This window comes from Niallia sp. FSL W8-0177 (genome assembly GCF_038006285.1).
Lineage (GTDB): Bacteria > Bacillota > Bacilli > Bacillales > Cytobacillaceae > Niallia > Niallia circulans_A.
The window spans coordinates 1,726,528-1,748,964 of sequence record NZ_JBBOUX010000001.1 but is presented as its reverse complement, the minus strand read 5'-3'; the positions used below and the strand labels follow the sequence as shown (position 1 = coordinate 1,748,964).

The window sequence follows — 22,437 nt, the reverse complement described above, 5'->3', positions numbered from 1 at the left end:
GTATAGAGATCCCGGCTTTAACTAGTCTAATATATGATGGTTACACTAATTTCAGAATCTTTTCAATGGCGTATGCAAACCCATCCTCATTATTACTTTTCGTAACGTCGCTTGCTCTTTTTTTGATTTCTTCAGGAGCATTTTCCATGGCAAAAGATCTTGTTGATACTTCAAATTGTGTAATATCATTACCTCCGTCACCAAATGAGTAAATCTCATTAAAAGTAAGGTTCCGAAGATTTTCATACCGTCTAATCGCTTTCCCTTTTTGTGCATCAGTTGATGTGATTTCACAGTTGTTAGGAAAAGAAGAGGAAAACGAAATAGCCTCATATTTTCTAAGCATTTCTTTAACGTGGTCGATTTTATCTAGCTGTGTTTCATCGACAACGGCGATTAACTTATAAATTTTTACATCCTTTAAATGCAGGATCGCCTCATAATCTTGTTGATCAAAGAGTGTTTGAATCTCATCCCATGATTTGCCGCGAAGCATTGGCAATGTTCCTGGAAATCCACCTTGATTCGTATAAACTAGAACTCCTACTTCCAAGTTTTGTAATACTTTAAGTAAAGTTTGATATAAATCAATGGAAATTTGTGTTTCATATAGTAGCTTTCCTTTTTCGTCGTACATCATGCTGCCATTTAAACAAAAAATGGGAAGTTCTAATTCTTTTACGCCGTCTACTTTAATAACATCTGCGTATTGACGTCCTGTATTTAAAATTACTTCTATATGTTGATCCTTTAATTTCTGAATAATCATTCGGTTTGCTTCAGATATTTGATGATGGTCATCTAGCAAGGTACCATCTAAATCTATTGATACGCATTTCATTATTCATTTTCCCCCTAGTAATTCCAACAATTGTTTCTTTCAATATTGTAGCATATTTGCATACTACTTTGTTTTTTCGTTTATCGTTTCGGTTAGCTATTACTTTTCTTTTCTATTTGTGTCTAATGGTTCTAGGATTGCCTCAATATCTGACCGCTTAGACTCTAAAAATGGTGGAAGTGCAAGAGATTCCCCTAAATGTTTTAGATCTTCGTCTGTTGCAAAACCAGGGCCATCTGTAGCAATTTCAAACAAGATTCCATTCGGATCTCTAAAATACAGTGATTTAAAATAAAAACGATCTACATATCCTGAGTTTTGGAAGCGAGCTTCATTCACCTTTTCAATCCAATAATAAAGTTCTTCCTCATTATCCGCTCGTAAAGCTACATGATGAACACCGCCTCTACCAAGGCGCTGCACTTTCAAATCGTTTCGCTCCTCTAGATGTACCTCCGCCCCAGAGCCACCCTCCCCTGTTTCGAATACCAGAATAGGGGGTTGATTCTCCATAGTGGATGGATACGAAGTTTTTAAGCGGAATCCAAGTAAATCAGTTAAAACGCTAATAGTCGCTTCTGGGCGTCTTACCGTTAATTGTACTGGTCCAAGACCTGTAATCGCAAACTCTGCTGGTATAGGACTCTTTTCCCAAGGAATACCAGCCTTCACTCCATTATCGTTTTCATCAGATACTAAAAAGAACCGTTGTGTTTCAAAATCTCTAAATTCTAATGTTAATCTGCCTGCTCTCTCTAAGATTTCTCCGTGTTTAACATTATATTCTTCGAAACGTTTTAGCCAAAATTCTAATGCTTTATCACTTGGAACACGTAAAGAAGTAGCAGAAATGCTGCTTACTCCTTCTCTGTTAAGAGCCATATGGGGAATTTCAAAAAATGTTAGTTCTGTTCCTGGGCTGCCTTGCTCATCCCCATAAAACAAATGATAGACAGAGGGGTTATCTTGATTGACTGTTTTCTTTATTAGCCGTAGACCTAAAATATTTGTATAAAATGAGTAATTTTCTTTTGCTTTTGCCGTCATCGCAGAAACGTGATGAATTCCTTTTAAATTCATTTGCGGTTCGCTCCTTCTAAATATGTATAATGAAACGATATAAATTTATTTTAAATGGATTGATATCTGCACAACAAAACAGGGCATCTGTACCATATTTGTTTTCTAACATGATAGCATGATAAAAATGCCCTGTTTATTAAATTATATTTCTATATCAAGTTGTACAGGGCAATGATCGCTTCCCATTATATCACAATGAATAGTTGCATCTTGGATGCGCTCTTTTAATTGATTAGAAACGATAAAATAGTCAATACGCCAGCCAATATTTCTCTCTCTTACTTTCGCCATATAGCTCCACCATGTGTAGACATCGGTTCGCTCTGGGTATAGATATCGAAAGCTATCAACAAATCCTAATTCAAGTAAGCTTGTCATTTCGTTTCTTTCTTCAGTTGTGAATCCCGAGTTTCCAATATTCGGCTTCGGATTTTTCAAATCTATCTCTTGGTGAGCCACATTTAAATCCCCACAATAAATAACAGGTTTAATAGCTTCTAATGATAATATATAGTTTTTTAGTTGTTTTTCCCATTCAACTCGATAAGATAATCTGCTTAAATCTCGCTTTGAATTAGGGGTATATACATTCAGTAGGAAAAAGTCTTTAAATTCTAAGGTAATGGCTCTCCCTTCCAATTCCTCAAAGTCTTCTCCAATGCCATATTGAACAGAAAGTGGCTTCTCCTTTGTAAAAACGGCTGTTCCTGAATAGCCCTTTCTTTCTGCATAATTCCAAAACTGATGATAGCCTTCTAATTCTAGTTTAATTTGTCCTTCTTGTAGTTTTGTCTCTTGAAGGCAAAAGATATCTGCATCTATTTGCTGGAAAAAATCGAGAAAGCCCTTTTTCACACAAGCTCTAATTCCATTAACATTCCAAGTTACTAATTTCATAAAAATACTCCTAACTATATCAATCTTCTAATTATTAAGGGTATCATGAAATAGCTATTCGTTAAAGGATTATATCTTGGCAGAAAATGACGCTATAGCCATCTCAAAATGATAGAGAAAAATAAAAAGACAAATCGTTTTTTTCCAAACACCTATAAATATGGGATGGCAAAATAATGATTTGTCTACTTTTAGTTTACATAACTATATTATGATTAATTAAATTTCTTTTACTAAATTCTCTGTATTATACTGATAAAGAAGTTCCCTAATTCCCTCCCTTATTTCAGCTCCGTACATTGGCATACCATGTCCTGTATATAAAATTTGCGGATCTAGTGCTAATAGCTTTTCTATCGATTGGAAGCTGGTGTTTATATCTGGTGTAAAATATGCGGGTGGACCATGAATCTTTTTTTTCTGGGTTAAAACGGCAAATAATGACTCTTGTTTGACTGTAATCAGCGCATCCCCTGCTAGAAGCAACCGATCCTTTTCTCTAAATAAGGAAATATGTCCTTCCGTGTGTCCTGGCGTATGAATCCATTTCCAGTCATCTAAATATGGTAAAGAACCATCCCATGGAATAGGCTTGATACTGGAATGAAAATCAATGCCATCTCGCGGGTAAAATGGTGAAAGAAAGGACATCATCCCTTTTTCCCTTAATGGCGTAGGTGGCGGATATTTCTTCTTACTTTCCAAATAGGGAATTTCTTGTTCATGTATATACACAGGTACATTCCATTTCTTAACAAGTGTTTGTAATGCACCGATATGATCAAAATGAGCGTGTGTTAGAATGATTGCTAATGGTTTCTTTCCCTTGAAAAGTTGGTCTGTGTTTTTCAAAATAAATGGAGCAGAATAAGGAACGCCTGTATCGATAAGTACCCATTCCTCTTTCCTATTTCCTAGTCCTGCTATATATGCTATATTCGCAATTGCTGTACGATAGCCAAAAACATTTTCTGTAATTTTCATTCTTGTGCCACCCCTTTTTCTTTTAGTGTGACCAATTCGATAAAAGAAACACCTTATTGAGATTATTTTCCCTTTACTCGAAGTGCAAAGATGGTGCTTGAAAGAAAATATTTGATAATTAAAAGGAAAAGGTGTACGATACAGTTAATTAAATAGTTATGATTACACACTATGTGTGATCGCCTTCGGGGTCGGGTGAAATTCCCAACCGGCGGTGATGAGTGGACGTAAAACTCTAAGCCCGTGACCCGTTTTGTAAGATTTAAATTTATAAAACGGTGGATTTGGTGAGAAACCAAAGCCGACAGTAAAGTCTGGATGGGAGAAGGCAAATAACAATAAACAAAATGGTATGATTGATAGAATGAAAAGAATGAGTCTCCTTTCTTTTTCTGTTTCTGTTTTTCTATAGAGATGTTTTGTTGTATTTGAGATGCAGTAATAAGGGCGCTCACAGTTGAAGTGATCACTGCTAAATATACTAAGCTTAGAGTGGTCTTTTTTGAAAAGAATGGTGAAATGCCCATTGACAGCGTTAAGTACAAACAACAATCCATAAAAAACAGCTATTCTATCGTCCACATGTTTATTTAAGTATGTATTTGACCCCGTATAAATTTATTATACGGGGTTTTATTTTGTATTTTTATGGACTTTAAGGAGTGTTTTTTTCTATCCATATAATGTTTGACCCCCTGCTATTTAAGAGCTATAAATACACTCTGCAGAAAGGAGGAATTTCCATTGTTTACTGGATTAGTCGAAGAATTAGGTGTTGTAAAGCATAGTAAAAAGACGGGGCACACTATTTCTATAACGATTCAAGCAGAACAGATTCTCGAGGATATGAAAATTGGTGACAGCATTGCCGTAAATGGGGTTTGTCTAACAGTTACTGCCTTCCGTGATTGTTTGTTTACAGTCGATGTTATGCCAAACACGTTTAACGATACGACTTTAAGGCTTCTAAATAGCGGCACAATTGTTAATTTAGAACGAGCAATGGCTGCCAATGGAAGGTTTGGCGGGCACTTTGTGTCTGGGCATGTTGATTGTACGGGCATGATTATATCAACAAAAAAAATAGAAAATAGTACATTAGTTGAAATTCAGATGCCAGAGGAGCAAATACACTTAGTAATGGATAAAGGTTCTATTACCATTGATGGAACGAGTTTAACGGTTTTCCAAACGACTCCAACCTCTATTTTTGTATCACTCATCCCGCATACTTCTAAGGTAAGCATGATTGGGAATAAGCGAAAAGGTGAACTAGTGAATATTGAATTTGATCTTTTAGCTAAGTACTTTTATTCCTTTATGAATAGAGACAAAAATCCAGCTATAAAAAAAGATTCAACATTAACTGCTTCATTTTTAAGAGAAAATGGTTTTTAATCATAAATTTATTAAACGAAAGGAAGAAAACGATGTTTGATTCCATAGAAGATGCATTAAACGATTTAAAAAATGGCAAAGTGGTAATTGTTTGCGATGACGAAGATCGTGAAAATGAAGGAGATTTTATCGGCTTGGCAGATCACGTTACACCAGAAATGATCAATTTCATGGCAAAAGAGGGTCGCGGTCTAATCTGTGTCCCTATTCAACAAAATTTAGCAGAAAAACTACACCTTCCTGCAATGGTTACTAATAGTACAGATCCGAGAAGCACTGCATTTACAATTAGTATCGACCATAAAGAGACAACAACAGGGATTAGTGCATATGAACGAGCTTTTACTATAAGCAAAATGGTTGATTCAGACGCTAAAGCCGATGACTTTACAAGACCTGGACACATCTTTCCTCTCATTGCAAAGGATGGCGGTGTGCTAAATCGCAATGGACATACTGAAGCTGCTGTTGACTTAGCGATACTAGCTGGTGCTAATCCAGTTGGAGTGATCGTGGAAGTATTAAAGGAAGATGGAACAATGGCAAGAGTGGATGATTTAAAGCAAATCGCTGAAGAATTTGCTTTGAAAATGATTACGATTCAAGATTTAATTCAATACCGACAAAATTTATTACAAAAGGTGGAATAAAGAATGAAACAAGTATTTGAAGGAAATTTAATTGGGACTGATTTAAAAATCGGGATTGTTGTATCCCGTTTTAATGAATTTATTACAACAAGGCTTTTATCTGGAGCAGAAGATGCATTAAACCGACATGGAGTAAACGAGGATAATATTTCTGTTATGTGGGTGCCTGGTGTATATGAAATTCCCTTAGCAGCCAAAAAAATGGCCGCGTCTGGTAATTATGATGCTATTATTACATTAGGTACTGTTATTCGGGGTGCAACACCTCATTTTGACTACGTAAGCAATGAAGTAGCAAAAGGCGTAGCAAACGTTTCGTTAAGTACAGAAATACCTGTTATCTTTGGAGTTCTTACAACAGAAAACATCGAGCAAGCAATTGAACGAGCAGGTACAAAAGCTGGAAATAAAGGCTGGGAAGCTGCCGTTAATGCCATTGAAATGGGAAATTTATATAACCAATTAACACAAGCTTAAAACACCAAAAAACCTATAAACGAGGCTCTCTCGTTTATAGGTTTTTTTAGAAAAGTTATAACTACAAATAAGGAAGCAGCATCCCGCCCAATGCACCCGTTATAACAACAATCCATGGCGACAGTTTCCAATAGACTAACATCGAAAATAAAATGGCTGCAAAAGCAAAATCACTCGCATCTGAGATACTGCTTGTCCAAATAGGCTGGTAAAAAGATGAGACTAGAATACCAACAACCGCAGCATTTACACCCATTATAGCTCCTTGAATTTTTGGATTTTTTCTGACAAAATTCCAGAATGGGAGTGTTCCCACAATTAATAAAAAAGCTGGCAGAAAGATGGCGAATGTCGCGAGTAGTCCCCCACCCCATCCATTTAAGACGGTTCCAATATAGGCAGCAAACGTAAACAAAGGACCAGGAACTGCCTGGGTTGCACCATATCCAGCTAGGAATGATGCTTCACTCAACCATCCACCTGGGACAAATTCGCGCTCTAAAAGTGGCAATACTACATGTCCTCCTCCAAACACTAAAGACCCAGAACGATAAAAACTATCAAACATAGCAATCCATTGGTATGAAAATACCTCGCGAATTATCGGTAAAAGAAACAGAAGGGAAAAAAATAAGACTAAAGAAACACTTGCTACTTGTTTTGAAATTGGAAAAGAAATATCCACCTGATTTTGTTGTCTCACTTGCTGCTTATAAAGAAAATAACCAATGATAGCTGATAAAATAATTACTCCTACCTGGGAAAAGACACTTTGCCATAAAAGTGTGAGTATTAATGCAAAAAGTGCAATGGTCTTCCTTTTTAGGTCTGGTGTTAAGTTCTTTGCCATACCAAATATCGCATGGGCAACAATGGCTGTCGCAACTATTTTTAGACCGTGTATCCAACCCGCATTCCCTATGTCTAAGACATCTATCATCCTAGCAAAGATTATTAGAGCAATAACAGAAGGAAATGTAAATCCTAAAAAAGAAATAATCCCACCGAGGAGTCCTCCCCGTAAAATTCCTATCCCTATCCCAACCTGACTGCTTGCTGGACCAGGCAAGAATTGACAAAGGGCAACTAAATCAGCATAGCTTTTCTCATCCAGCCATTTCCTTCGACTTACGTACTCATCGTAAAAATAGCCTAAATGTGCAACGGGGCCACCAAATGATGTCAATCCTAGCTTTGTGGAAATAAGGAAAATTTCTAAAAAATTTGTCCTATTCTTCAATTGTTGTCCTTTTTTCAATGACAAACCTCCAAAATAATTAGTAATCTTTATCATAATGGACAATGCCTATTTAACCAAGTATAGGAAAGGGAAATTTACATAAAATTTAGAAAAGCATTAAATGATTAAAAGAATATTCCTTTATCACTTAATGCTTTAAGTTAACATAATCATATTATTGCAAATCCTCAATAGCCTTACTAACTGCAATTGTCAATTCCTCTGCGATTTCTTCTAGCTTGGGCTCCATAAGATTATTTGTTATAGTAGGAAAAGTACCAGTTGAATTAATTTCTAAATAGCCTGTCATTTTCGTATAATTAGCATCCTTTACCTCTACCATAAAATAGCCATTTCCTTTAAAATGATCATTAATTCCTTCTAAGTCAAAGGTAACCTTTGTAGGTTCTTTCCACTCTAATATCGTTACCTTCATTTCTATTTTTTTCTTAAAAAGCCCCATATCAATTTTAAATTCCCAAGTTGATACTGTGTCGTTGATGATTTCATGGTTCACATATCCTGGCACTAATGGTGCCCAGTTGTTCATAGAGCGAACAAAATCCCAAACCTTTTTTGCATTTGCATGGACGATAATTGAATGCTTTTTACTTGGCATCAAAACACTTCCCTTATCTTTCATTGACAAACTAATCTTACTTTTATCGTCATTCTTTTTCTGTTCTAGCAAATAAAAGAGATTGCTTTTTAACATACATCATGGATATATATATGCTGTCAAATGTCCGATTATGAATAAGAAAGTCATTTAGTTTACATAATAAAATTATGATAAACTTATATGTATTCTGAAATTTCCAAGTCCATTGCTTGTTCTTTTTGTAAATCAGATACATGCGTATATTTCTGTGTTGTATTTAAATTAGTATGACCGAGTAGCTCTTGTACTGTTCGGATATCTCGTCCATCTCTAACTAAATGTGTCGCAAAACTATGTCGTAATTTATGACTAGAAATCCCTTTTTCCTTCCATTTTAGCTCCGGATATTCTTTTCGCATTTGATCAATGATCCGCTCCGTTATTTCTTGAATACGTCTTCTGGATATTCGCTTCCCTCTCCTTGAAATAAAGAGTGCATCTTCCTGTCCTTTCATGGGGAAAATCCTGTTTTCTTCTATATATAATTGTAATTCTTCCATCAACTTTTTCGGTAACGGAATATAACGAGTTTTATTTCCCTTTCCCAGTACGTGAATCCCCCTGTTTTGATTAATGGACGACAGATTAAGAGAGTGTATTTCCATTACCCGTAATCCTGCAAATGCCATGAGTCCAAGGATGACTTTGTTCCGTCTTTGATGCTGCTTTTGGGATACCTTGCCAATCATCTCAAAAAAAGATTTTAATTCGTCTTTTTCCAAATAACTTGGTAGTTTTCCTTTTTGTTCTTTCGCGCTCTCCAAATCAATAGCGGGATTTTTTAGGACAAGCTCATAATCCACTAAACATTTATAAAAGGATCGAATGGCTGTCAATCTTCTATTTCTCGAACTAGCAGAATTTGCGCGCTTAGTTTTTAGTTCGTTCATAAAAAGGGTAACCTGTAATTTTTTTACTGAATTTAAGTCCATATATACTTCTTTTTTTCGTGTAATAAATTCGAGGAATAAATAGATGTCCCGTAAATAATTATCGATCGTAAATATACTGTAGTCCTTATTATCCATTTCTGTTCGAAAGAGCGTTAACTCTTCTTCATACCAAGAAAATAATGTTTCTTTTGTGATCATATGTATTGCCACCTAATCTATATAGTAATAATTCTAGTATACAATAATTCTTAAAAAACCGCACATAAGAGATATTATGCGCGGTAATGATGAGAAATTAATTAGAAGAGATTTAAAACTTTAATGACAGGTATACATTTAGATAGCGGAGTGGCAAATAAAAAAAGAACAGTACCTTTAAATGTACATGTTCTTTCTTTTCACTATATTTAAAATTCTCGCTTACTATAAAAGCTCAGTGAGATAAAATAGGATACTAGAAGAAGAAGAAGAAGAAGTGGAATTATCAGGATTAATCCCAGTTCTGCTTTTGATAATGTCGATAAACGAATCATCGTTTCTTGGATAAATTGATTATCTAGTTTTGCAAAATACTTCATTATACCAGTTGTTCCAAACACTATTACGAAAAGAAGAATAAAGTTAGCCATTTTGGCTTTTAAATAGCCAAATTTAAAAATCATAGGTAAAGAAATAGAAAAACATATTGTTACCATTATTGCTCCCCCTATGAGAATGATATAACTAAAAGGAACATCCAACGGAATGTGAAATAGTTTCACAAGAACATGGATCAGATAAAAGCCAATTGCTGCAAAAGCTGCATAAACATAGATGGACACATATTTTGATAATACTATTGTAGATAGTTTTATCGGAAGACTAATAAGAACTTTATCACTGTTATTTTTATCTTCTAATGCACTTGCTCCCAGAAGGAGTTGATAAGTAATTGCTAGTATTCCAACCATTAGTCCAACTTCTCCAAGACTGGAAAGAGAAACAGAGAAGAAACAAATTAACAATAGTGATAAGGCTATTGATCTTTTTTGGATAAGAATGTCTTTTTTAATTAGATGATACATGACCACCACTCCTTCTTGTGTAAAACACCATAATATCTTCTAAAGTTGGCTTTTCATAGAAATAAGAATTTCCAAATTGCTTTCTTACCTCTTCTTTGTTTTTACATAATGCTTCAAAACCAAAATCATTACTCTTTAAACCGATTAAATTTTTATCATTGATAATCTGTGTGCTATCTTTGCCTTTAACCATAGTATATTCTTCTAACAGCTCATCCTTCGTTTTATTTAAAATGATTTGTCCATTATTAATTAAAGTAATATAATCGGCTATCTTATCTAAATCTGAGGTTATATGAGTCGAAAAAAAGATTGCCTTATTTTCGTCTTGTATTAATGTTTGCAGTACATCTAGCAATTCAGTCCGAACCAGTGGATCTAAACCAGAAGTTGGTTCATCCATAATCAAGAGTTCAGCTTGATGAGAAAGAGCGATAGCTAATGAGAATTTCATTTTCATCCCTTTTGACAGCTCGTTGATTTTTTTATCCATTGGTAGAGAAAAATCCTTAACATATTTAAGGAATGTGCTTTCTTCCCATTGTGAATAAAATGGGCGGATGATGTTCTTCATTTCTTTTATTGTTAACTCTTCATAAAAGTGATTATCATCATAAACAAAGCCAATTCTCTCTTTAATTTTCATACTATGCTTTTCATTATCTAATCCAAAGACTTTAATCATGCCGCTATCTTTTTTGATTAAATTCATAATTAGTTTGATTGTTGTGCTTTTTCCAGCTCCATTTGGACCAATAAAGCCCATTATAAATCCTTTTTTTAAGGTAATATTAATCTTGTCTAAAGAAAAACCTTGTCGGCTCTTCGATACATTGATAAGTTCTAATGTGTTTTCCACTGTGCTCATCCTTTATAAATAATTTTTAATATTTCTTGTAATTCTTCTAATGTTAACCCGATTAGCTTAGCTGTACTGCTGGCTTCTGTTAAATGTTCCTCGATTGTTGTCAATTTGTTTTCACGAAGTATTTCTTTGTTTATTGCTGCAACATATGAGCCCTTTCCAGCGACTGTAACAATAAAACCGTCTTTTTCAAGTTCATCATAGGCTCTTTTAGTTGTAATAACGCTAATTTTAAGTTCTTTTGCAAGACTTCTAATAGAAGGAAGAGATTGTGTTTCTTTTAGTTCACCTGCTACTATTTGCTCTTTTATTTGCTTTACTATTTGCAAATAAATAGGCTCCTCTGAGGAATTGGAGATAAAAATATTCATTAGAAACACCTTTCAACTGTTATATCTGTATATAGTCAGTATATACAGATATAACAGTTGTGTCAACCCTCATAATTAGACAAGTTTTTAATTCATCATAATAATATTATGTAAACAAACCGTTTCTTCTATTTTTATCATTAGTATCTAAAATAATATACAAAACATGCAGGAAGAACTAAATGGGGAAAAAATAAATTCACGCATGAATCAATTTAAACAATTAGACCAAAGTCGCGAGTCTCTTATTGAAGAGGCAATTATACTTTGCAAAACTGGAGAGACACAAATAAATGAAGTTACAGAGCGAATAAACGAATTGGCAAGACATGGTGTCATTCAATTAGAGAAAATGTTACATAAGCAATGGTATGTGAATTTGTAAATCGTTCTAAATAAAAAAACAGTTCTGGACGTGAGCTCCTATCCAAGACTGTTTTTTTATTAATTAATAATTTTCCATAACAGGATAAAATCGAAAAACAGCTTTCCCGACAACAGCATCCTCTGATATACAACCAAGCTGTCTACTATCCATACTATTTTGCCTATTATCCCCTAATACAAATAGATGCCCCTTAGGTACTGTAACTTTAAGATTTTCCGTCAATCTCTGATTAGGAAGTAAATGCTTCTTTTTCTCTTGAAGATATGGTTCGTCATATTTTTCGCCATTAATATAAAGTGTATCATCATAAATTTCAATCGTATCATCAGGTAAGCCGATTACTCTTTTTATATAATCTTCTTTTTCTATTGGTGAATGAAAGACGATGGTATCAAAATGCTTGATTTGGCCAACTTTAGAGACAATCACTCTATCTTGATTTTCATATGTTGGCTGCATGGATTGTCCTATTACCTTAACAGGGGCAAAAATAAAGTTACGGCAAATAAACACAAATAGTAATGCGCAAATAAGTGCAATAATCCACGACTTTAGCTCTCTTTGAAAAGCTGATTTCTTATTAATATTGCTTCCCTCTTTTCTCTTTAAAAATTAGTTGGTTCTATTTAGATCACCATTTTATACATTAAAATATCATCTATATATTCATTTTCTGACAGTTTGATTTCTTTTATTTTACGACCTTCTTCTATAAATCCCATACAAGTATATAAAGAAATAGCCCTAGTATTTGTTGAGAAAACACCTAAGCTAACTTTTTCAATCAGCGGGTTTTCTTTGGCCCATGCTAGTAGTGCTTTTATAAGTAATTTTCCTATTCCTTTACTTCTATGCTTTTTACTTATCATCATCCCAAGTGATCCTGTGTGATTAAGTCTTTGTCTATTTTTTGTTTGAAAGACAATAAAGCCAATTACTTTATTGGTTTCTTCCGCAATTAGGATAGTTTCTCTCTCATTATGATGCAAAATTTTAGCGACCCATGCCTGTTGATCTTCCAGTGTTTGATTAAACTCTTCGATAGTAGTTATCAGATAATCTTCTTCGGCAATCACAGATTGCTGAATAGCAAAAATTGCTTCTGCATCTTCTAGTTTCGCATGGCGGATAAGATATTGATCAGCTGATTTCAATTTCTTTAGCCACTCCTTAATAAATATGAATGTGATGATATTAATAGATTAAACTCCCACTGGAGGAATTTAATTCCATTATAGCATAGCCACGATAAAATTACTCTGACCTGTTTTTCTTTTTTCTATATATAATCCAAGCTATTACAATAACTACAACAGGAATTAAAATTGGTGATAATCCAACAATCATCACGATGACACTTGAAAGGAAGGAAATTAACCCGTTAATCGTGCTCACGAATTGACTTTTTGCTTTTTCCCATGTATTTAAAGACTCTTTATCTTGAATAGAACCCACTTTTACTAACTCTTCTTCCAGTTGGATCGTGACAGTCGAATAGTCTACGTTATTTTTTAAGTATTTCATTCTACCTAATATTTGTTCTTTTTCTGCCTGCACAGTTGCAAGATCATTTGAAATTTTAAGAAGGTCTTCTGTTTTTTCTGCTTGTTCCATTAAAGCTAGTAGCCTTTTTTCCACTGCTTCCTTAGCTTTTAGCCGTGATTGCAAATCCACATATTCTTCAGTCACATCGTTGCCGGTGATACTCTTCTCTGTAACCTTTATACTTTTCTTTTCGATATCGTTTAGGTAAGTTTGGAAATGCTTTTGAGGTATTTTTACGATAATAGTTCCGTTTATATAATCAGTACCACTATCATGAATGGATGATTCCACTATATACCCGCCTAGCTCTGCTGCTTTTGATTGGATATGCTTCTCTACGTTGTGATAGTCTTTCACCTTTAAGGATAGATTCCCATTATAAATAACTAATCGGTCATTATTACTAATTGCTTGACCGTTATTTTCTTTTACCGTTTTACTATCTGTTGCGGGTAGTTCTCCTATTTCATTCTGGGCATCGATGACATTGGAATCAGCCTTTTCATAATCTCTGCTATCAGCTGCTTTATCTTCGGAATTTTGTGAGCATCCAGTTAATAATAATAGAAATAATAACGACCAATTAAATATAATTAGAAATTTTTTCATTTTTTTCCTCCTGCGTTTTGTTAATGATTAGACGGATAAGAAGAAATTAAGTTTCAGTTTAATTCCATTTTTTATTATAAAACTCATTATTATGTTCATCTAAATAAAGACCATTTTTTACACCAATTCAGTATTCTTTGTATACGATAATACAAATTTAGTTACAGGGATAAATCCATTTGATTATCATACAATGTTATAAAAGTGGTGGAAATAACGTTTATACGGAGGGATTCTTTGTGGAGTTAGACAGGCATATGGAAATGACTTTTCAAAACTTACAAGAGAAAAATATGACCTTTGATATCGTTTTTCAGCGTATCCTTGCTTTTATGTCTAGAAGTCCTTCGGGAAATTATCAATTAATGATTGGTACAGATTCACAAGTGCATTCCACACATACGAAGTTTATTACAGGAATAGTCATTATGAATAAAGGAAAAGGTGCTTGGGCATGTATTAGAAAAGTGATCATACCAAGGAAGATTCTAAGACTTCATGAGAAAATCTCCTATGAGACAACACTTACAGAAGAGGTAGTTAGTCTGTTCACAGAGGATAGGAAAAACCAACTAATTGATGTTGTCCTCCCCTTTGTTTATCAAGGAGCAACTTTCTCGATAGAGGGACATATAGATATTGGAGCAGGCAGAAGAAATAAAACAAGAGAATTTGTCAATGAAATGGTAGCAAGAATGGAGTCAATAGGTATCGAACCAAAAATTAAGCCTGATTCATTTGTTGCTTCATCCTATGCTAATAAGTATACGAAATAATTAAATAAAAAAAACCTGTCCACAAACGGAACAGGCAAAATACATTTATTTTTCTTTTGAAGAAGCAACTTCTTCAGAAACCTTTTTATTTTTGTTAATAAAATGAATGATAAATGTGATAATAAACGCAGCAATTAGAATCCCAAAAAATACATAGTGATCTAATTCATATCCAAAAATGCTAGCAAACATCTTTACCGCGATTATCCCAATTAATACAAAGGCGGTATTCTCTAATTCTGGAACTTTTTCAATGAGAACTAAGAATAATTTGGCAACAGTTCTCATCATTAAAATACCGAGCATTCCACCAATCAGTAGAATCCAGATTTCATTTGAAACAGCCAAAGATGCTAATATGCTGTCAACCGAAAAGGCTAAATCCATTAATTCTACGGAGATAACAGTTGCCCAGAATACGCCGAACAATCTTATTGTCCAACTGTCTTTCTTCATCGCTGAGGCATCTTCATCTTCCTCACCAAGCCAGAAATGCTTAATTACAATCCATGCTAAGTATGCTGCTCCAATTACTTTTATCCAGGTAAAATGGATTAAGTAAACACCAATTCCAATAAAGAAGAAACGGAAAAAATAGGCTCCGAATAAACCATATGTCAATGCTTTTTTTTGTTTATCTGGCGGTAAATGTTTTACCATTACTGCTAATACGAGCGCATTATCTGCTGATAATAAGCCTTCTAAAATGACTAACGATCCGATTAATCCCCATGATACTGGATCTGTTAATACTTCTGCCCACATCTTCCAATCAAAAAATGAAGCATAGGTTGATAATATTTGATGTAAAACGTCCACTTAATGAGCCTCCATTATTATATGTAATCATATGGAAGCTATTATACTCCTATCATTTTCAGATAGCAACTGTAATAAAGGAAAGAAGAAAAAATACCTTCTATTATTCTTCATAAATCATTTTTACTGTCATACCACCGTCTACCATAAGATTCGTTCCTGTAATAAAATCATTTTGCGGATTTGTGAGGAAAAGACATGCTCTCGCAATATCCTCAGGTTTACCTACTCTTTGTGATAGATGCTGTTCATGATCGCTTTCTCGCAGATTTTCATAATCTTTCGTTTCGATCCAGCCTGGTGATATGCTGTTAACTGTTATATGTGCATCAGCTAAACTATTTGCCAAAGCATGAGTAATAGCCATAATTCCACCTTTGCTAGCACTATAGCTTTCTGTATTAGGTTCCGACATATAGGCTCTGCTAGATGACATGTTAATAATCGACCCTTTTGCGCCTTGAGTTCGCATGATTTTTGCGACTTCTCTTGAACAAAGAAACACGCTGCGGAGATTCGTATTTATCACATCATCCCATTCTTCTATCGTTAAATCGTAAAATGATTTAAAAATGCCTTTACCGGCGTTATTAATTAAGATATCAATCTTTCCAAATTTCGCTTGTGTTGTCTCAACCATTTGAATGATATCTGCTTCGTTTCGAACATCGGTTTTTATAAAAATTGCTCTCTCTTTTTGCTCTATAGAATCAAGTACATGTTTTCCTTGCTCTTCATCTATATCAGCTAGGATAACATAGGCATCTTCTTGCAAATAAGCTTTTGCAATTGCTTTGCCAATACCATTACTAGCCCCAGTTACAATGACAACTTTATCTTTGTACATTCTAATCACCAACCATTCATATAAAAAAGCAAGCCAATTTCTCAGCCTGCCTTGTTGTATTTATTCTTCAGTGATTTCCACTTTTTCCATAACATCGCCATTTTTCATTGCTTTTACAGCAGCAATACCGGACGTAACTTGTCCAAATACTGTATGAACACCATCTAAATGCGGTTGTGGCTCATGTACGATAAAGAATTGGCTTCCGCCTGTATCACGGCCAGCGTGTGCCATAGAAAGAGCTCCTTCCACATGTTTGTGAGGGTTTCCTTCTGTTTCACATTTGATTGTGTATCCAGGTCCTCCTGTTCCATTTCCATTTGGGTCGCCGCCTTGGCTGACGAAACCAGGAATTACACGGTGGAATGTTAAACCATTATAGAAACCTTTTTTAATAAGTTCCACAAAGTTAGCTACTGTTCCAGGAGCTTCGTTTGGATATAATTCGAATTCAATTTTTTCACCATTTTGCATTAATATGTATCCTTTAGTTGCCATGATCAACATCTCCTTATTTCAAAATCAGCTTTTATCATATCATCTTTTCGGAAAGAAAGAAAATATTACGTTCCTTTTATCCATTATTCTTTTATTTTCTTTGGTTCTTCATAATCGATACCTTTTGTATCTACAGTAACTTGTTTCATTTTTATCTCTTCTACTGGTTTGTCATTCTTATCTCTTTTTGAAGAGACTATTTTATCGACGACATCCATGCCTTCTATCACTTTCCCGAACGGGGCGTATTCTCCATCCAAATGAGGGGCGTCTGCAACCATAATGAAGAATTGTGACCCAGCAGAATCAGGCAGTTGAGACCTTGCCATGCTAATTACGCCTCTTTCATGCTTTAAGTCATTTTCAAACCCATTCTCTGAAAATTCTCCTTTAATCGAATAGCCTGGCCCGCCTGTTCCATTCCCATTGGGATCGCCGCCTTGGATCATAAAATCAGGAATAATCCGATGAAAAATTAATCCATCATAAAAACCTTTATTCACTAATGAAACGAAATTATTGACTGTATTAGGGGCTTTATCAGGATAAAGTTCTAATGTAATGGTCGAATTATCTTCCATCGTAATCGTTACAATAGGATAGTCGTCTGGTGAAATCACTTTTGCTTGTGTTGTATTTTCTTCTTTTGATGGCTCACTTTTCGTTGTGCCACAGCCTGACAGTAGTAAAAGAAGGACTAAACTCAAGAAAAATACTATACCACCTCTTTGTTTTCTACTCAAATAACATCATCTCCTCTGTATGGATTCTTTCCTATTTTAACGAAAACGTTTTTATTTGTACAATGAATAACTGATAATAGCTAAAGAAAGAGCATTATCCCAAATCTTCGGATAATGCTTTTTGCTCATGATATATATTTTAATAGATAACTAGCTAAATAAGGAGAATGTATACGCACTGCTAGTGACGGTGGAGTACTGCCATTCACTAATTCGGACGGCAAACCAAACCAAATAACTTTTTCATCAATAATAATGAAAGGAAACGGTATACCAGGAGCTGAACCTATACTCCCTCTATTAAGAAGCTGTTTCCATTGTTGTTTTAATATCTCGTTCTGTTTTGGAAAAGAGGCTATTATTGTATGGTTGGATCGTTTGATATCTTTTTCTAGTAATTCTACTCTTTGTGCGTGCGTCCAAAATAGCTTAGGATTCTTCTTTTGAATCCACTCGCCAATTTGTTGGTTGGTTACCACTTTATTAAAACTTTCTTGATGATTGACAAGCTGTCGGATCGTTTTCTTCCTATCTATTTTTGTTTTTATATAGTTCCTGTTTGCTATATGAATAAATTTTCCTTTTGCCCTGCTGATCGCCACATTTATTAACCGACCGCTTTCTTTACCAGTTAAAAGCATTCCAGGCTTTAAAAATGCCTGTCCTTCTACACTATCAAAGATGATTATATCTCTTTCGCTTCCTTGAAAACGATGAACTGTAGCCACAATTAGTCGTTTTTCCATGATGGCTTCCGGGAAAAATTCTGCTGCCATTGCTTCCATTATTTCTGCCTGCGCTCGATATGGAGTAACATAGCCGATACTCGTTGTTCCTTTTTCACTTAAAGCCTCATTTATAACTTGCAGAGCTAATAATAGATGGATATAATTCATACGGGACTTCGAAGCTCTCTCAAAGGTGGCATATGCGCCAAATTGACTTGAATCTAATAAAATATTGGCATCTCCTTGGAAAGGTAGTTTTTCTGCGATTGCTTTTCTGTTTCTTTCCACCCTCTTATGATCTCCTACAAGGGAATGATAGATATATTTATTGGTAAATTGAGAGATGCTTGGATGCATCCTTCTTTGTTCGTTTAATAACAAAAGCTGAGGATGAAGCGATGAACTATGAACCGTTTTGGCAACGCCTGTCGCGTGGAATACGTCTTCTCTTAACCATTTATCTACTAAAGCATGACGGCTAGTTGCGATAGGAGGTAACTGTTTAAAATCTCCACAAATAATGATTCTTTTTGCTAGTGATGCAGAAAAAGCGACTTGTGGAATATATGCCATGCTCGCCTCATCTACTATTACTAAATCGTATTCATCTTCATAGATGGCTGGATCTGTGGCAGCTTTTACTATTGTCGTGCCAACAATTTTTGCTTTTTGTACAAATTGCAGTTCCCTTTTTCTGATTTTTTCCATCACATTTGCTAATTTCTCTTCCATCTCTAATAACTGAGCAGAATCTCTTGTTGTAAACGAATAAGAAAGGTCTTGTTTAAGTTTTAGTTTTTCTTCAAAAAAATACTGTTTTTGCTTGGCAAGATCCATATCCTTTTTATCTAATAAGGAACTTGTTGTAATTTTTTCTTGTTCAAGTGATGCATTATTTCTATTTCCCCCATAGCGAAGGATATCCCCTATTTTAAATCGGTCCTTTTCTTTAATCGTCGTCGTTATTTCCGTGAGTAGAACATCTACAGCCTGGTTACTTTGTGCTAAGAGTAAAATCCTCTTACCTTTCCAATAACGTTGTAGAGCAACTCTAGCTAATGTATATGTTTTGCCTGTTCCAGGCGGCCCCCACACAAAGGAGACGGGGTTATATTTGCATCTTAAAGAGAGCTCATGAACATGATTTTTCAGTTGCTCACTTGGGTGCTTTGTTTCTTCACTAGGTTGCATTAATTTAACGATTCTACTAAGCTTACGTTTATTTTTTTTAATAGTATCAAAACGGATTTGCAGCTGTTCTAATAGCTCCCAAGGATCATGGGATAAATATGCTTCTGAGACATCCTCCCCAATCTCCTTTTCCAAAATAATAAGAAGGCTCTTGCCATCTGCCGACAATACTCTCCCCCTTACAGCCTGACTTCCCCAGTGGATCATTACATTTGATCCAATTGGAACCTTTAGATTGCTGATGCTTTCAAAATAATACGTAAAGTCATTTTCTGTGTTTAGGAGAATTCCATTATATAAAGCAACTTTCGATTGCCCGTATTTTTTTAAATGATTGATCTCGATTTGTAGTGCTTGCTGCCATTGTTTAATGGTAGTGATAATGTTTGTCATTTTCCCCTTTAATTCCTTTTCTAAAAAAGTCGATTTTTCTATTATAGCATTTAAAAGAAAAGAAGAATAGAAACAGGGAAATCCAGTTCTATCCTTCTAGTTCTTTGCTATTCTTCGTTTGTTGTTCTATATATTCATCAATTTTTGCATCTAATCGTTCTAAACTCTTTATTGCCCGTTCCTTTGTTATCGTACGATAGTGATGATGTCCCCCAGGCTCCTCGTCCTTTTCATCAGCTAGTTTAACAATTTTTTGTAAGGGGGTTAAAATCACGGAACCACCAGGAATGAAACTATCTGTATGGAAAAGAACGGCTAAAGCTATTTCTTTTGCTTTAATTGGATTTTCTCCTAAACGGATTAATAATTTATGTGCTCTTTCTGCCCCTTTTATTGGATGAATGTCATTTTGTCTATATAATTTATAATCCCATTTTCCATCTTTATACCATGTATAGTGTCCCATATCATGTAAAAATCCGGCTTTAGCTGCATTATCGACATCGACATTTGATTCTTTTGCCATTTCAAAAGCATGATAAGCAACTGCCAGAGCATGAGCTAAACCTGAACGTGTAATATATTTTTGTGCAATATGATGATTATATATATCGAGAAGTTTAACGTCTCTCATCTCCGACACTTCCTTTCTTTATATACAATAACACTCGATATTGAGAGAGTGTCTGATAAACTTTATTTGCTTTATCCTACCCGTATTAATCCGTTTAAAAAAGTATTTTTCCTATTATATTATATTTTTTGTAAAATGATAATAAAAAACACTTGAAATAGCTAAATGGCTTAGATTATAAGTTGATTATTAATTGTTTTAAGGAAAGCGTTTATTTGGAATTTTATTAATATTTTGAATGCGTAAAATTTTCTTCCTTTGTAAAAGAGATTTTATAGGTTAGATATTAACGGATATAGAAAAAAGATGTGATATCTCATTAATCACATCTTTTTTCTCGTTTTATGCATTTACAGTGGGTAAAATCGAGGTTCCCATTAAGTATTCATCAACTTTTCTGGCAACTTCTCTGCCTTCGTTAATTGCCCATACGATTAAGCTTTGCCCTCTGCGTGCATCACCAGCAGCAAATACACCTTCCAAATTCGTTGTGAAATCGCCATATACCGCAGCAACTTTACGACTTGTTGTTTCTAGTCCAAAATGTTTCAGTACTGGTTGTTCTGGACCTTCAAAGCCGATTGCAATAAATACTAACTGTGCTGGCCATACTTTTTCCGTACCAGGAATTTCTCTGAAAATAAACGTTCCGTCTGCTTGCTTTATTTTTTCCATCGAAACAGTATGAAGCTCTTTTAGCTTTCCGTCGCTATCTTTTACCATTCTTTTTGTTTGAATACCATATTGTCTTGGATCTTCACCAAACTTTTGTTCAGCTTCTTCGTAAGCATATTCTAATGTGAATACATTAGGCGCTGCTGGCCACATATTTTCACTTGAACGCATTATCCCAAGCTTTGGATGCTTCCCAAATTGAACTACACTTTTACAGTTCTGACGTAATGCAGTTGCTACACAATCTGCACCTGTATCGCCGCCACCGATGACGATCACATCTTTTCCAGCAGCATCAATGAAGTTTTTATCTTGAAAATTGGAATCTAGTAAACTTTTGGTTACACCAGATAGATAGTCCATGGCAAAATGCACACCTTCAGCATCTCTGCCTTCCATTACTAAATCTCTTTGTTTCTGCGCGCCAGTACATAGAATAACAGCATCATACTGTTCTCTTAATTCTGAAGCTGTTATATCTTTCCCTACTTCTGTATTAGTAATAAAATCAATACCTTCTTGTGTAAGTAGTTTCACTCTTCTTTCCACATCTTTTTTTTCAATTTTCATGTTAGGTATCCCATACATTAATAATCCGCCTGGTCTATCTGCACGTTCATACACAGTTACGGAATGCCCTGCTTGATTTAACTGATCTGCACTAGCTAGCCCTGCTGGTCCTGAACCAATAACGGCTACTTTTTTCCCTGTTCTCTTTGCCGGTATCCGCGGCTGGATCCAGCCCTGTTCAAATCCTTTATCAATAATAGTCCGTTCGATATTTTTAATCGCCACAGCAGGATCTGAAATCGCTACAGTACAGGAACCTTCACAAGGAGCTGGACAAGCACTACCAGTGAATTCAGGGAAATTATTTGTTTTCAATAAACGATCTAATGCCTCTTTCCATCTTCCTCTATAAACTAAATCGTTCCATTCAGGGATTAAGTTATGGATTGGACAGCCGGATGTACTTCCCGCAATTTCCATCCCGATATGACAGAATGGTGTTGCACAGTCCATACATCTTGCCCCTTGTCTTTGAAGTACATCATCAGAGAAAGGAGCAGAATATTTCTTGAAATCTTTTAGACGGGAAAGCGGATTTCTTTCTTCCGCTTCCTCCCGATTATATTCGATAAATCCAGTTGCTTTTCCCATTCTGTT

24 protein-coding genes, 1 pseudogene and 1 riboswitch are annotated in these 22,437 nt (G+C 35.0%); of the genes and pseudogenes, 5 read left to right on the top strand and 20 right to left on the bottom strand.

Annotation, left to right across the window (positions count from 1 at the left end; translation table 11 throughout):
- Positions 1–40: 40 nt before the first annotated feature.
- The 4 genes from NST77_RS08540 to NST77_RS08525 form a co-directional block, all read right to left on the bottom strand.
- Entirely contained in the window at positions 41–841 is an 801-nt protein-coding gene (locus NST77_RS08540; protein ID WP_095328803.1) for an HAD family hydrolase, read from the bottom strand.
- A gap of 99 nt (positions 842–940) precedes the next feature.
- On the bottom strand, positions 941–1,921 hold the full coding sequence (locus NST77_RS08535) for a ring-cleaving dioxygenase (RefSeq protein ID WP_095328802.1): 981 nt from the start codon (positions 1,919–1,921) through the stop codon (positions 941–943).
- A 144-nt stretch (positions 1,922–2,065) separates the two neighbouring features.
- Positions 2,066–2,821 carry an exodeoxyribonuclease III gene (locus NST77_RS08530; protein WP_095328801.1) on the bottom strand — a complete coding sequence of 252 codons (756 nt, stop codon included), beginning with the start codon at positions 2,819–2,821 and terminating at the stop codon, positions 2,066–2,068.
- A 219-nt stretch (positions 2,822–3,040) separates the two neighbouring features.
- Entirely contained in the window at positions 3,041–3,805 is a 765-nt protein-coding gene (locus NST77_RS08525) for an MBL fold metallo-hydrolase (protein WP_095328800.1), read from the bottom strand.
- A gap of 177 nt (positions 3,806–3,982) precedes the next feature.
- A riboswitch (FMN riboswitch) is annotated at positions 3,983–4,139 on the top strand.
- A gap of 410 nt (positions 4,140–4,549) precedes the next feature.
- On the opposite strand from NST77_RS08525, the gene ribE reads away from it, so the two are divergent.
- The 3 genes and pseudogenes from ribE to ribH all read left to right on the top strand — a co-directional run bounded on the left by ribE (position 4,550) and on the right by ribH (position 6,330).
- Positions 4,550–5,203 (top strand): riboflavin synthase, encoded by a 654-nt coding sequence (ribE, locus tag NST77_RS08520; protein ID WP_171509633.1) that lies wholly within the window; start codon positions 4,550–4,552, stop codon positions 5,201–5,203.
- 32 nt (positions 5,204–5,235) lie between these two features.
- Positions 5,236–5,826: pseudogene (gene ribB, locus NST77_RS08515) on the top strand (3,4-dihydroxy-2-butanone-4-phosphate synthase); the annotation flags it as partial.
- A gap of 30 nt (positions 5,827–5,856) precedes the next feature.
- Complete coding sequence (ribH, locus tag NST77_RS08510) at positions 5,857–6,330, top strand: 6,7-dimethyl-8-ribityllumazine synthase (RefSeq protein WP_095257294.1); 474 nt, start codon at positions 5,857–5,859, stop codon at positions 6,328–6,330.
- 61 nt (positions 6,331–6,391) lie between these two features.
- On the opposite strand, the gene chrA is transcribed toward ribH, so the two are convergent.
- From chrA to NST77_RS08480, 6 genes are all read right to left on the bottom strand, one after another.
- The gene (gene chrA / locus NST77_RS08505; RefSeq protein WP_235973253.1) at positions 6,392–7,588 is read right to left on the bottom strand and encodes a chromate efflux transporter; all 1,197 of its coding nucleotides are present in this window, start codon (positions 7,586–7,588) and stop codon (positions 6,392–6,394) included.
- 157 nt (positions 7,589–7,745) lie between these two features.
- A complete protein-coding gene (locus NST77_RS08500; protein ID WP_123259423.1) occupies positions 7,746–8,189 on the bottom strand; it encodes a CoxG family protein in 444 nt (147 codons plus the stop codon).
- A 179-nt stretch (positions 8,190–8,368) separates the two neighbouring features.
- Positions 8,369–9,322, bottom strand: a complete 954-nt coding sequence (locus NST77_RS08495; protein WP_123259424.1) for a tyrosine-type recombinase/integrase — start codon at positions 9,320–9,322, stop codon at positions 8,369–8,371.
- 209 nt (positions 9,323–9,531) lie between these two features.
- Positions 9,532–10,188: an ABC-2 transporter permease gene (locus NST77_RS08490; protein ID WP_341122897.1), complete on the bottom strand. Its 657-nt coding sequence runs from the start codon at positions 10,186–10,188 to the stop codon at positions 9,532–9,534.
- Complete coding sequence (locus tag NST77_RS08485) at positions 10,172–11,056, bottom strand: ABC transporter ATP-binding protein (RefSeq protein WP_204259877.1); 885 nt, start codon at positions 11,054–11,056, stop codon at positions 10,172–10,174. The genes NST77_RS08490 and NST77_RS08485 overlap by 17 nt, the downstream gene beginning before the upstream one ends.
- Entirely contained in the window at positions 11,053–11,424 is a 372-nt protein-coding gene (locus tag NST77_RS08480) for a GntR family transcriptional regulator (protein ID WP_095328792.1), read from the bottom strand. Before NST77_RS08480 ends, NST77_RS08485 begins: the two co-directional genes overlap by 4 nt.
- Positions 11,425–11,629: 205 nt before the next feature.
- On the opposite strand from NST77_RS08480, the gene NST77_RS08475 reads away from it, so the two are divergent.
- Positions 11,630–11,809 carry a DUF2533 family protein gene (locus NST77_RS08475; RefSeq protein WP_235850203.1) on the top strand — a complete coding sequence of 60 codons (180 nt, stop codon included), beginning with the start codon at positions 11,630–11,632 and terminating at the stop codon, positions 11,807–11,809.
- 63 nt (positions 11,810–11,872) lie between these two features.
- Here the strand turns inward: NST77_RS08475 and lepB are convergent, their stop codons facing one another.
- The 3 genes from lepB to NST77_RS08460 form a co-directional block, all read right to left on the bottom strand.
- Positions 11,873–12,352, bottom strand: a complete 480-nt coding sequence (gene lepB, locus NST77_RS08470; protein ID WP_328587973.1) for a signal peptidase I — start codon at positions 12,350–12,352, stop codon at positions 11,873–11,875.
- Between the two features lie 86 nt (positions 12,353–12,438).
- Positions 12,439–12,966, bottom strand: coding sequence for a GNAT family N-acetyltransferase (locus NST77_RS08465; RefSeq protein WP_095328790.1), 528 nt, complete (start codon positions 12,964–12,966; stop codon positions 12,439–12,441).
- A 100-nt stretch (positions 12,967–13,066) separates the two neighbouring features.
- The gene (locus tag NST77_RS08460; RefSeq protein WP_123257686.1) at positions 13,067–13,966 is read right to left on the bottom strand and encodes a DUF4349 domain-containing protein; all 900 of its coding nucleotides are present in this window, start codon (positions 13,964–13,966) and stop codon (positions 13,067–13,069) included.
- Positions 13,967–14,223: 257 nt separating this feature from the next.
- Between NST77_RS08460 and NST77_RS08455 the strand changes: the two genes are divergently transcribed.
- On the top strand, positions 14,224–14,742 hold the full coding sequence (locus tag NST77_RS08455) for a ribonuclease H-like YkuK family protein (RefSeq protein WP_095328819.1): 519 nt from the start codon (positions 14,224–14,226) through the stop codon (positions 14,740–14,742).
- Positions 14,743–14,787: 45 nt separating this feature from the next.
- Here the strand turns inward: NST77_RS08455 and NST77_RS08450 are convergent, their stop codons facing one another.
- The 7 genes from NST77_RS08450 to gltD all read right to left on the bottom strand — a co-directional run bounded on the left by NST77_RS08450 (position 14,788) and on the right by gltD (position 22,431).
- Positions 14,788–15,561, bottom strand: coding sequence for a TerC family protein (locus NST77_RS08450; protein WP_095328788.1), 774 nt, complete (start codon positions 15,559–15,561; stop codon positions 14,788–14,790).
- 103 nt (positions 15,562–15,664) lie between these two features.
- A complete protein-coding gene (locus NST77_RS08445; protein WP_095328787.1) occupies positions 15,665–16,408 on the bottom strand; it encodes an SDR family NAD(P)-dependent oxidoreductase in 744 nt (247 codons plus the stop codon).
- A 60-nt stretch (positions 16,409–16,468) separates the two neighbouring features.
- A complete protein-coding gene (locus NST77_RS08440; RefSeq protein ID WP_047943443.1) occupies positions 16,469–16,906 on the bottom strand; it encodes a peptidylprolyl isomerase in 438 nt (145 codons plus the stop codon).
- A gap of 83 nt (positions 16,907–16,989) precedes the next feature.
- The gene (locus NST77_RS08435; RefSeq protein ID WP_047943442.1) at positions 16,990–17,649 is read right to left on the bottom strand and encodes a peptidylprolyl isomerase; all 660 of its coding nucleotides are present in this window, start codon (positions 17,647–17,649) and stop codon (positions 16,990–16,992) included.
- Positions 17,650–17,774: 125 nt separating this feature from the next.
- Positions 17,775–19,961, bottom strand: coding sequence for an AAA domain-containing protein (locus NST77_RS08430; RefSeq protein WP_095328786.1), 2,187 nt, complete (start codon positions 19,959–19,961; stop codon positions 17,775–17,777).
- 88 nt (positions 19,962–20,049) lie between these two features.
- Positions 20,050–20,595, bottom strand: a complete 546-nt coding sequence (locus tag NST77_RS08425; RefSeq protein WP_095257302.1) for an HD domain-containing protein — start codon at positions 20,593–20,595, stop codon at positions 20,050–20,052.
- Positions 20,596–20,937: 342 nt separating this feature from the next.
- Positions 20,938–22,431 carry a glutamate synthase small subunit gene (gene gltD, locus NST77_RS08420; protein ID WP_095328785.1) on the bottom strand — a complete coding sequence of 498 codons (1,494 nt, stop codon included), beginning with the start codon at positions 22,429–22,431 and terminating at the stop codon, positions 20,938–20,940.
- Positions 22,432–22,437 lie beyond the last annotated feature (6 nt).

Coding starts and splice junctions, on each gene's coding strand:
- NST77_RS08480 (WP_095328792.1), bottom strand. CDS start 11,424: ATGAATATTTTTATCTCCAATTCCTCAGAGGAGCCTATTTATTTGCAA.
- NST77_RS08535 (WP_095328802.1), bottom strand. CDS start 1,921: ATGAATTTAAAAGGAATTCATCACGTTTCTGCGATGACGGCAAAAGCA.
- NST77_RS08490 (WP_341122897.1), bottom strand. CDS start 10,188: ATGTATCATCTAATTAAAAAAGACATTCTTATCCAAAAAAGATCAATA.
- gltD (WP_095328785.1), bottom strand. CDS start 22,431: ATGGGAAAAGCAACTGGATTTATCGAATATAATCGGGAGGAAGCGGAA.
- NST77_RS08500 (WP_123259423.1), bottom strand. CDS start 8,189: ATGCCAAGTAAAAAGCATTCAATTATCGTCCATGCAAATGCAAAAAAG.
- NST77_RS08530 (WP_095328801.1), bottom strand. CDS start 2,821: ATGAAATTAGTAACTTGGAATGTTAATGGAATTAGAGCTTGTGTGAAA.
- NST77_RS08440 (WP_047943443.1), bottom strand. CDS start 16,906: ATGGCAACTAAAGGATACATATTAATGCAAAATGGTGAAAAAATTGAA.
- NST77_RS08425 (WP_095257302.1), bottom strand. CDS start 20,595: ATGAGAGACGTTAAACTTCTCGATATATATAATCATCATATTGCACAA.
- NST77_RS08475 (WP_235850203.1), top strand. CDS start 11,630: ATGAATCAATTTAAACAATTAGACCAAAGTCGCGAGTCTCTTATTGAA.
- NST77_RS08445 (WP_095328787.1), bottom strand. CDS start 16,408: ATGTACAAAGATAAAGTTGTCATTGTAACTGGGGCTAGTAATGGTATT.
- NST77_RS08540 (WP_095328803.1), bottom strand. CDS start 841: ATGAAATGCGTATCAATAGATTTAGATGGTACCTTGCTAGATGACCAT.
- NST77_RS08525 (WP_095328800.1), bottom strand. CDS start 3,805: ATGAAAATTACAGAAAATGTTTTTGGCTATCGTACAGCAATTGCGAAT.
- NST77_RS08495 (WP_123259424.1), bottom strand. CDS start 9,322: ATGATCACAAAAGAAACATTATTTTCTTGGTATGAAGAAGAGTTAACG.
- NST77_RS08485 (WP_204259877.1), bottom strand. CDS start 11,056: ATGAGCACAGTGGAAAACACATTAGAACTTATCAATGTATCGAAGAGC.
- ribH (WP_095257294.1), top strand. CDS start 5,857: ATGAAACAAGTATTTGAAGGAAATTTAATTGGGACTGATTTAAAAATC.
- NST77_RS08460 (WP_123257686.1), bottom strand. CDS start 13,966: ATGAAAAAATTTCTAATTATATTTAATTGGTCGTTATTATTTCTATTA.
- NST77_RS08455 (WP_095328819.1), top strand. CDS start 14,224: ATGGAAATGACTTTTCAAAACTTACAAGAGAAAAATATGACCTTTGAT.
- NST77_RS08430 (WP_095328786.1), bottom strand. CDS start 19,961: ATGACAAACATTATCACTACCATTAAACAATGGCAGCAAGCACTACAA.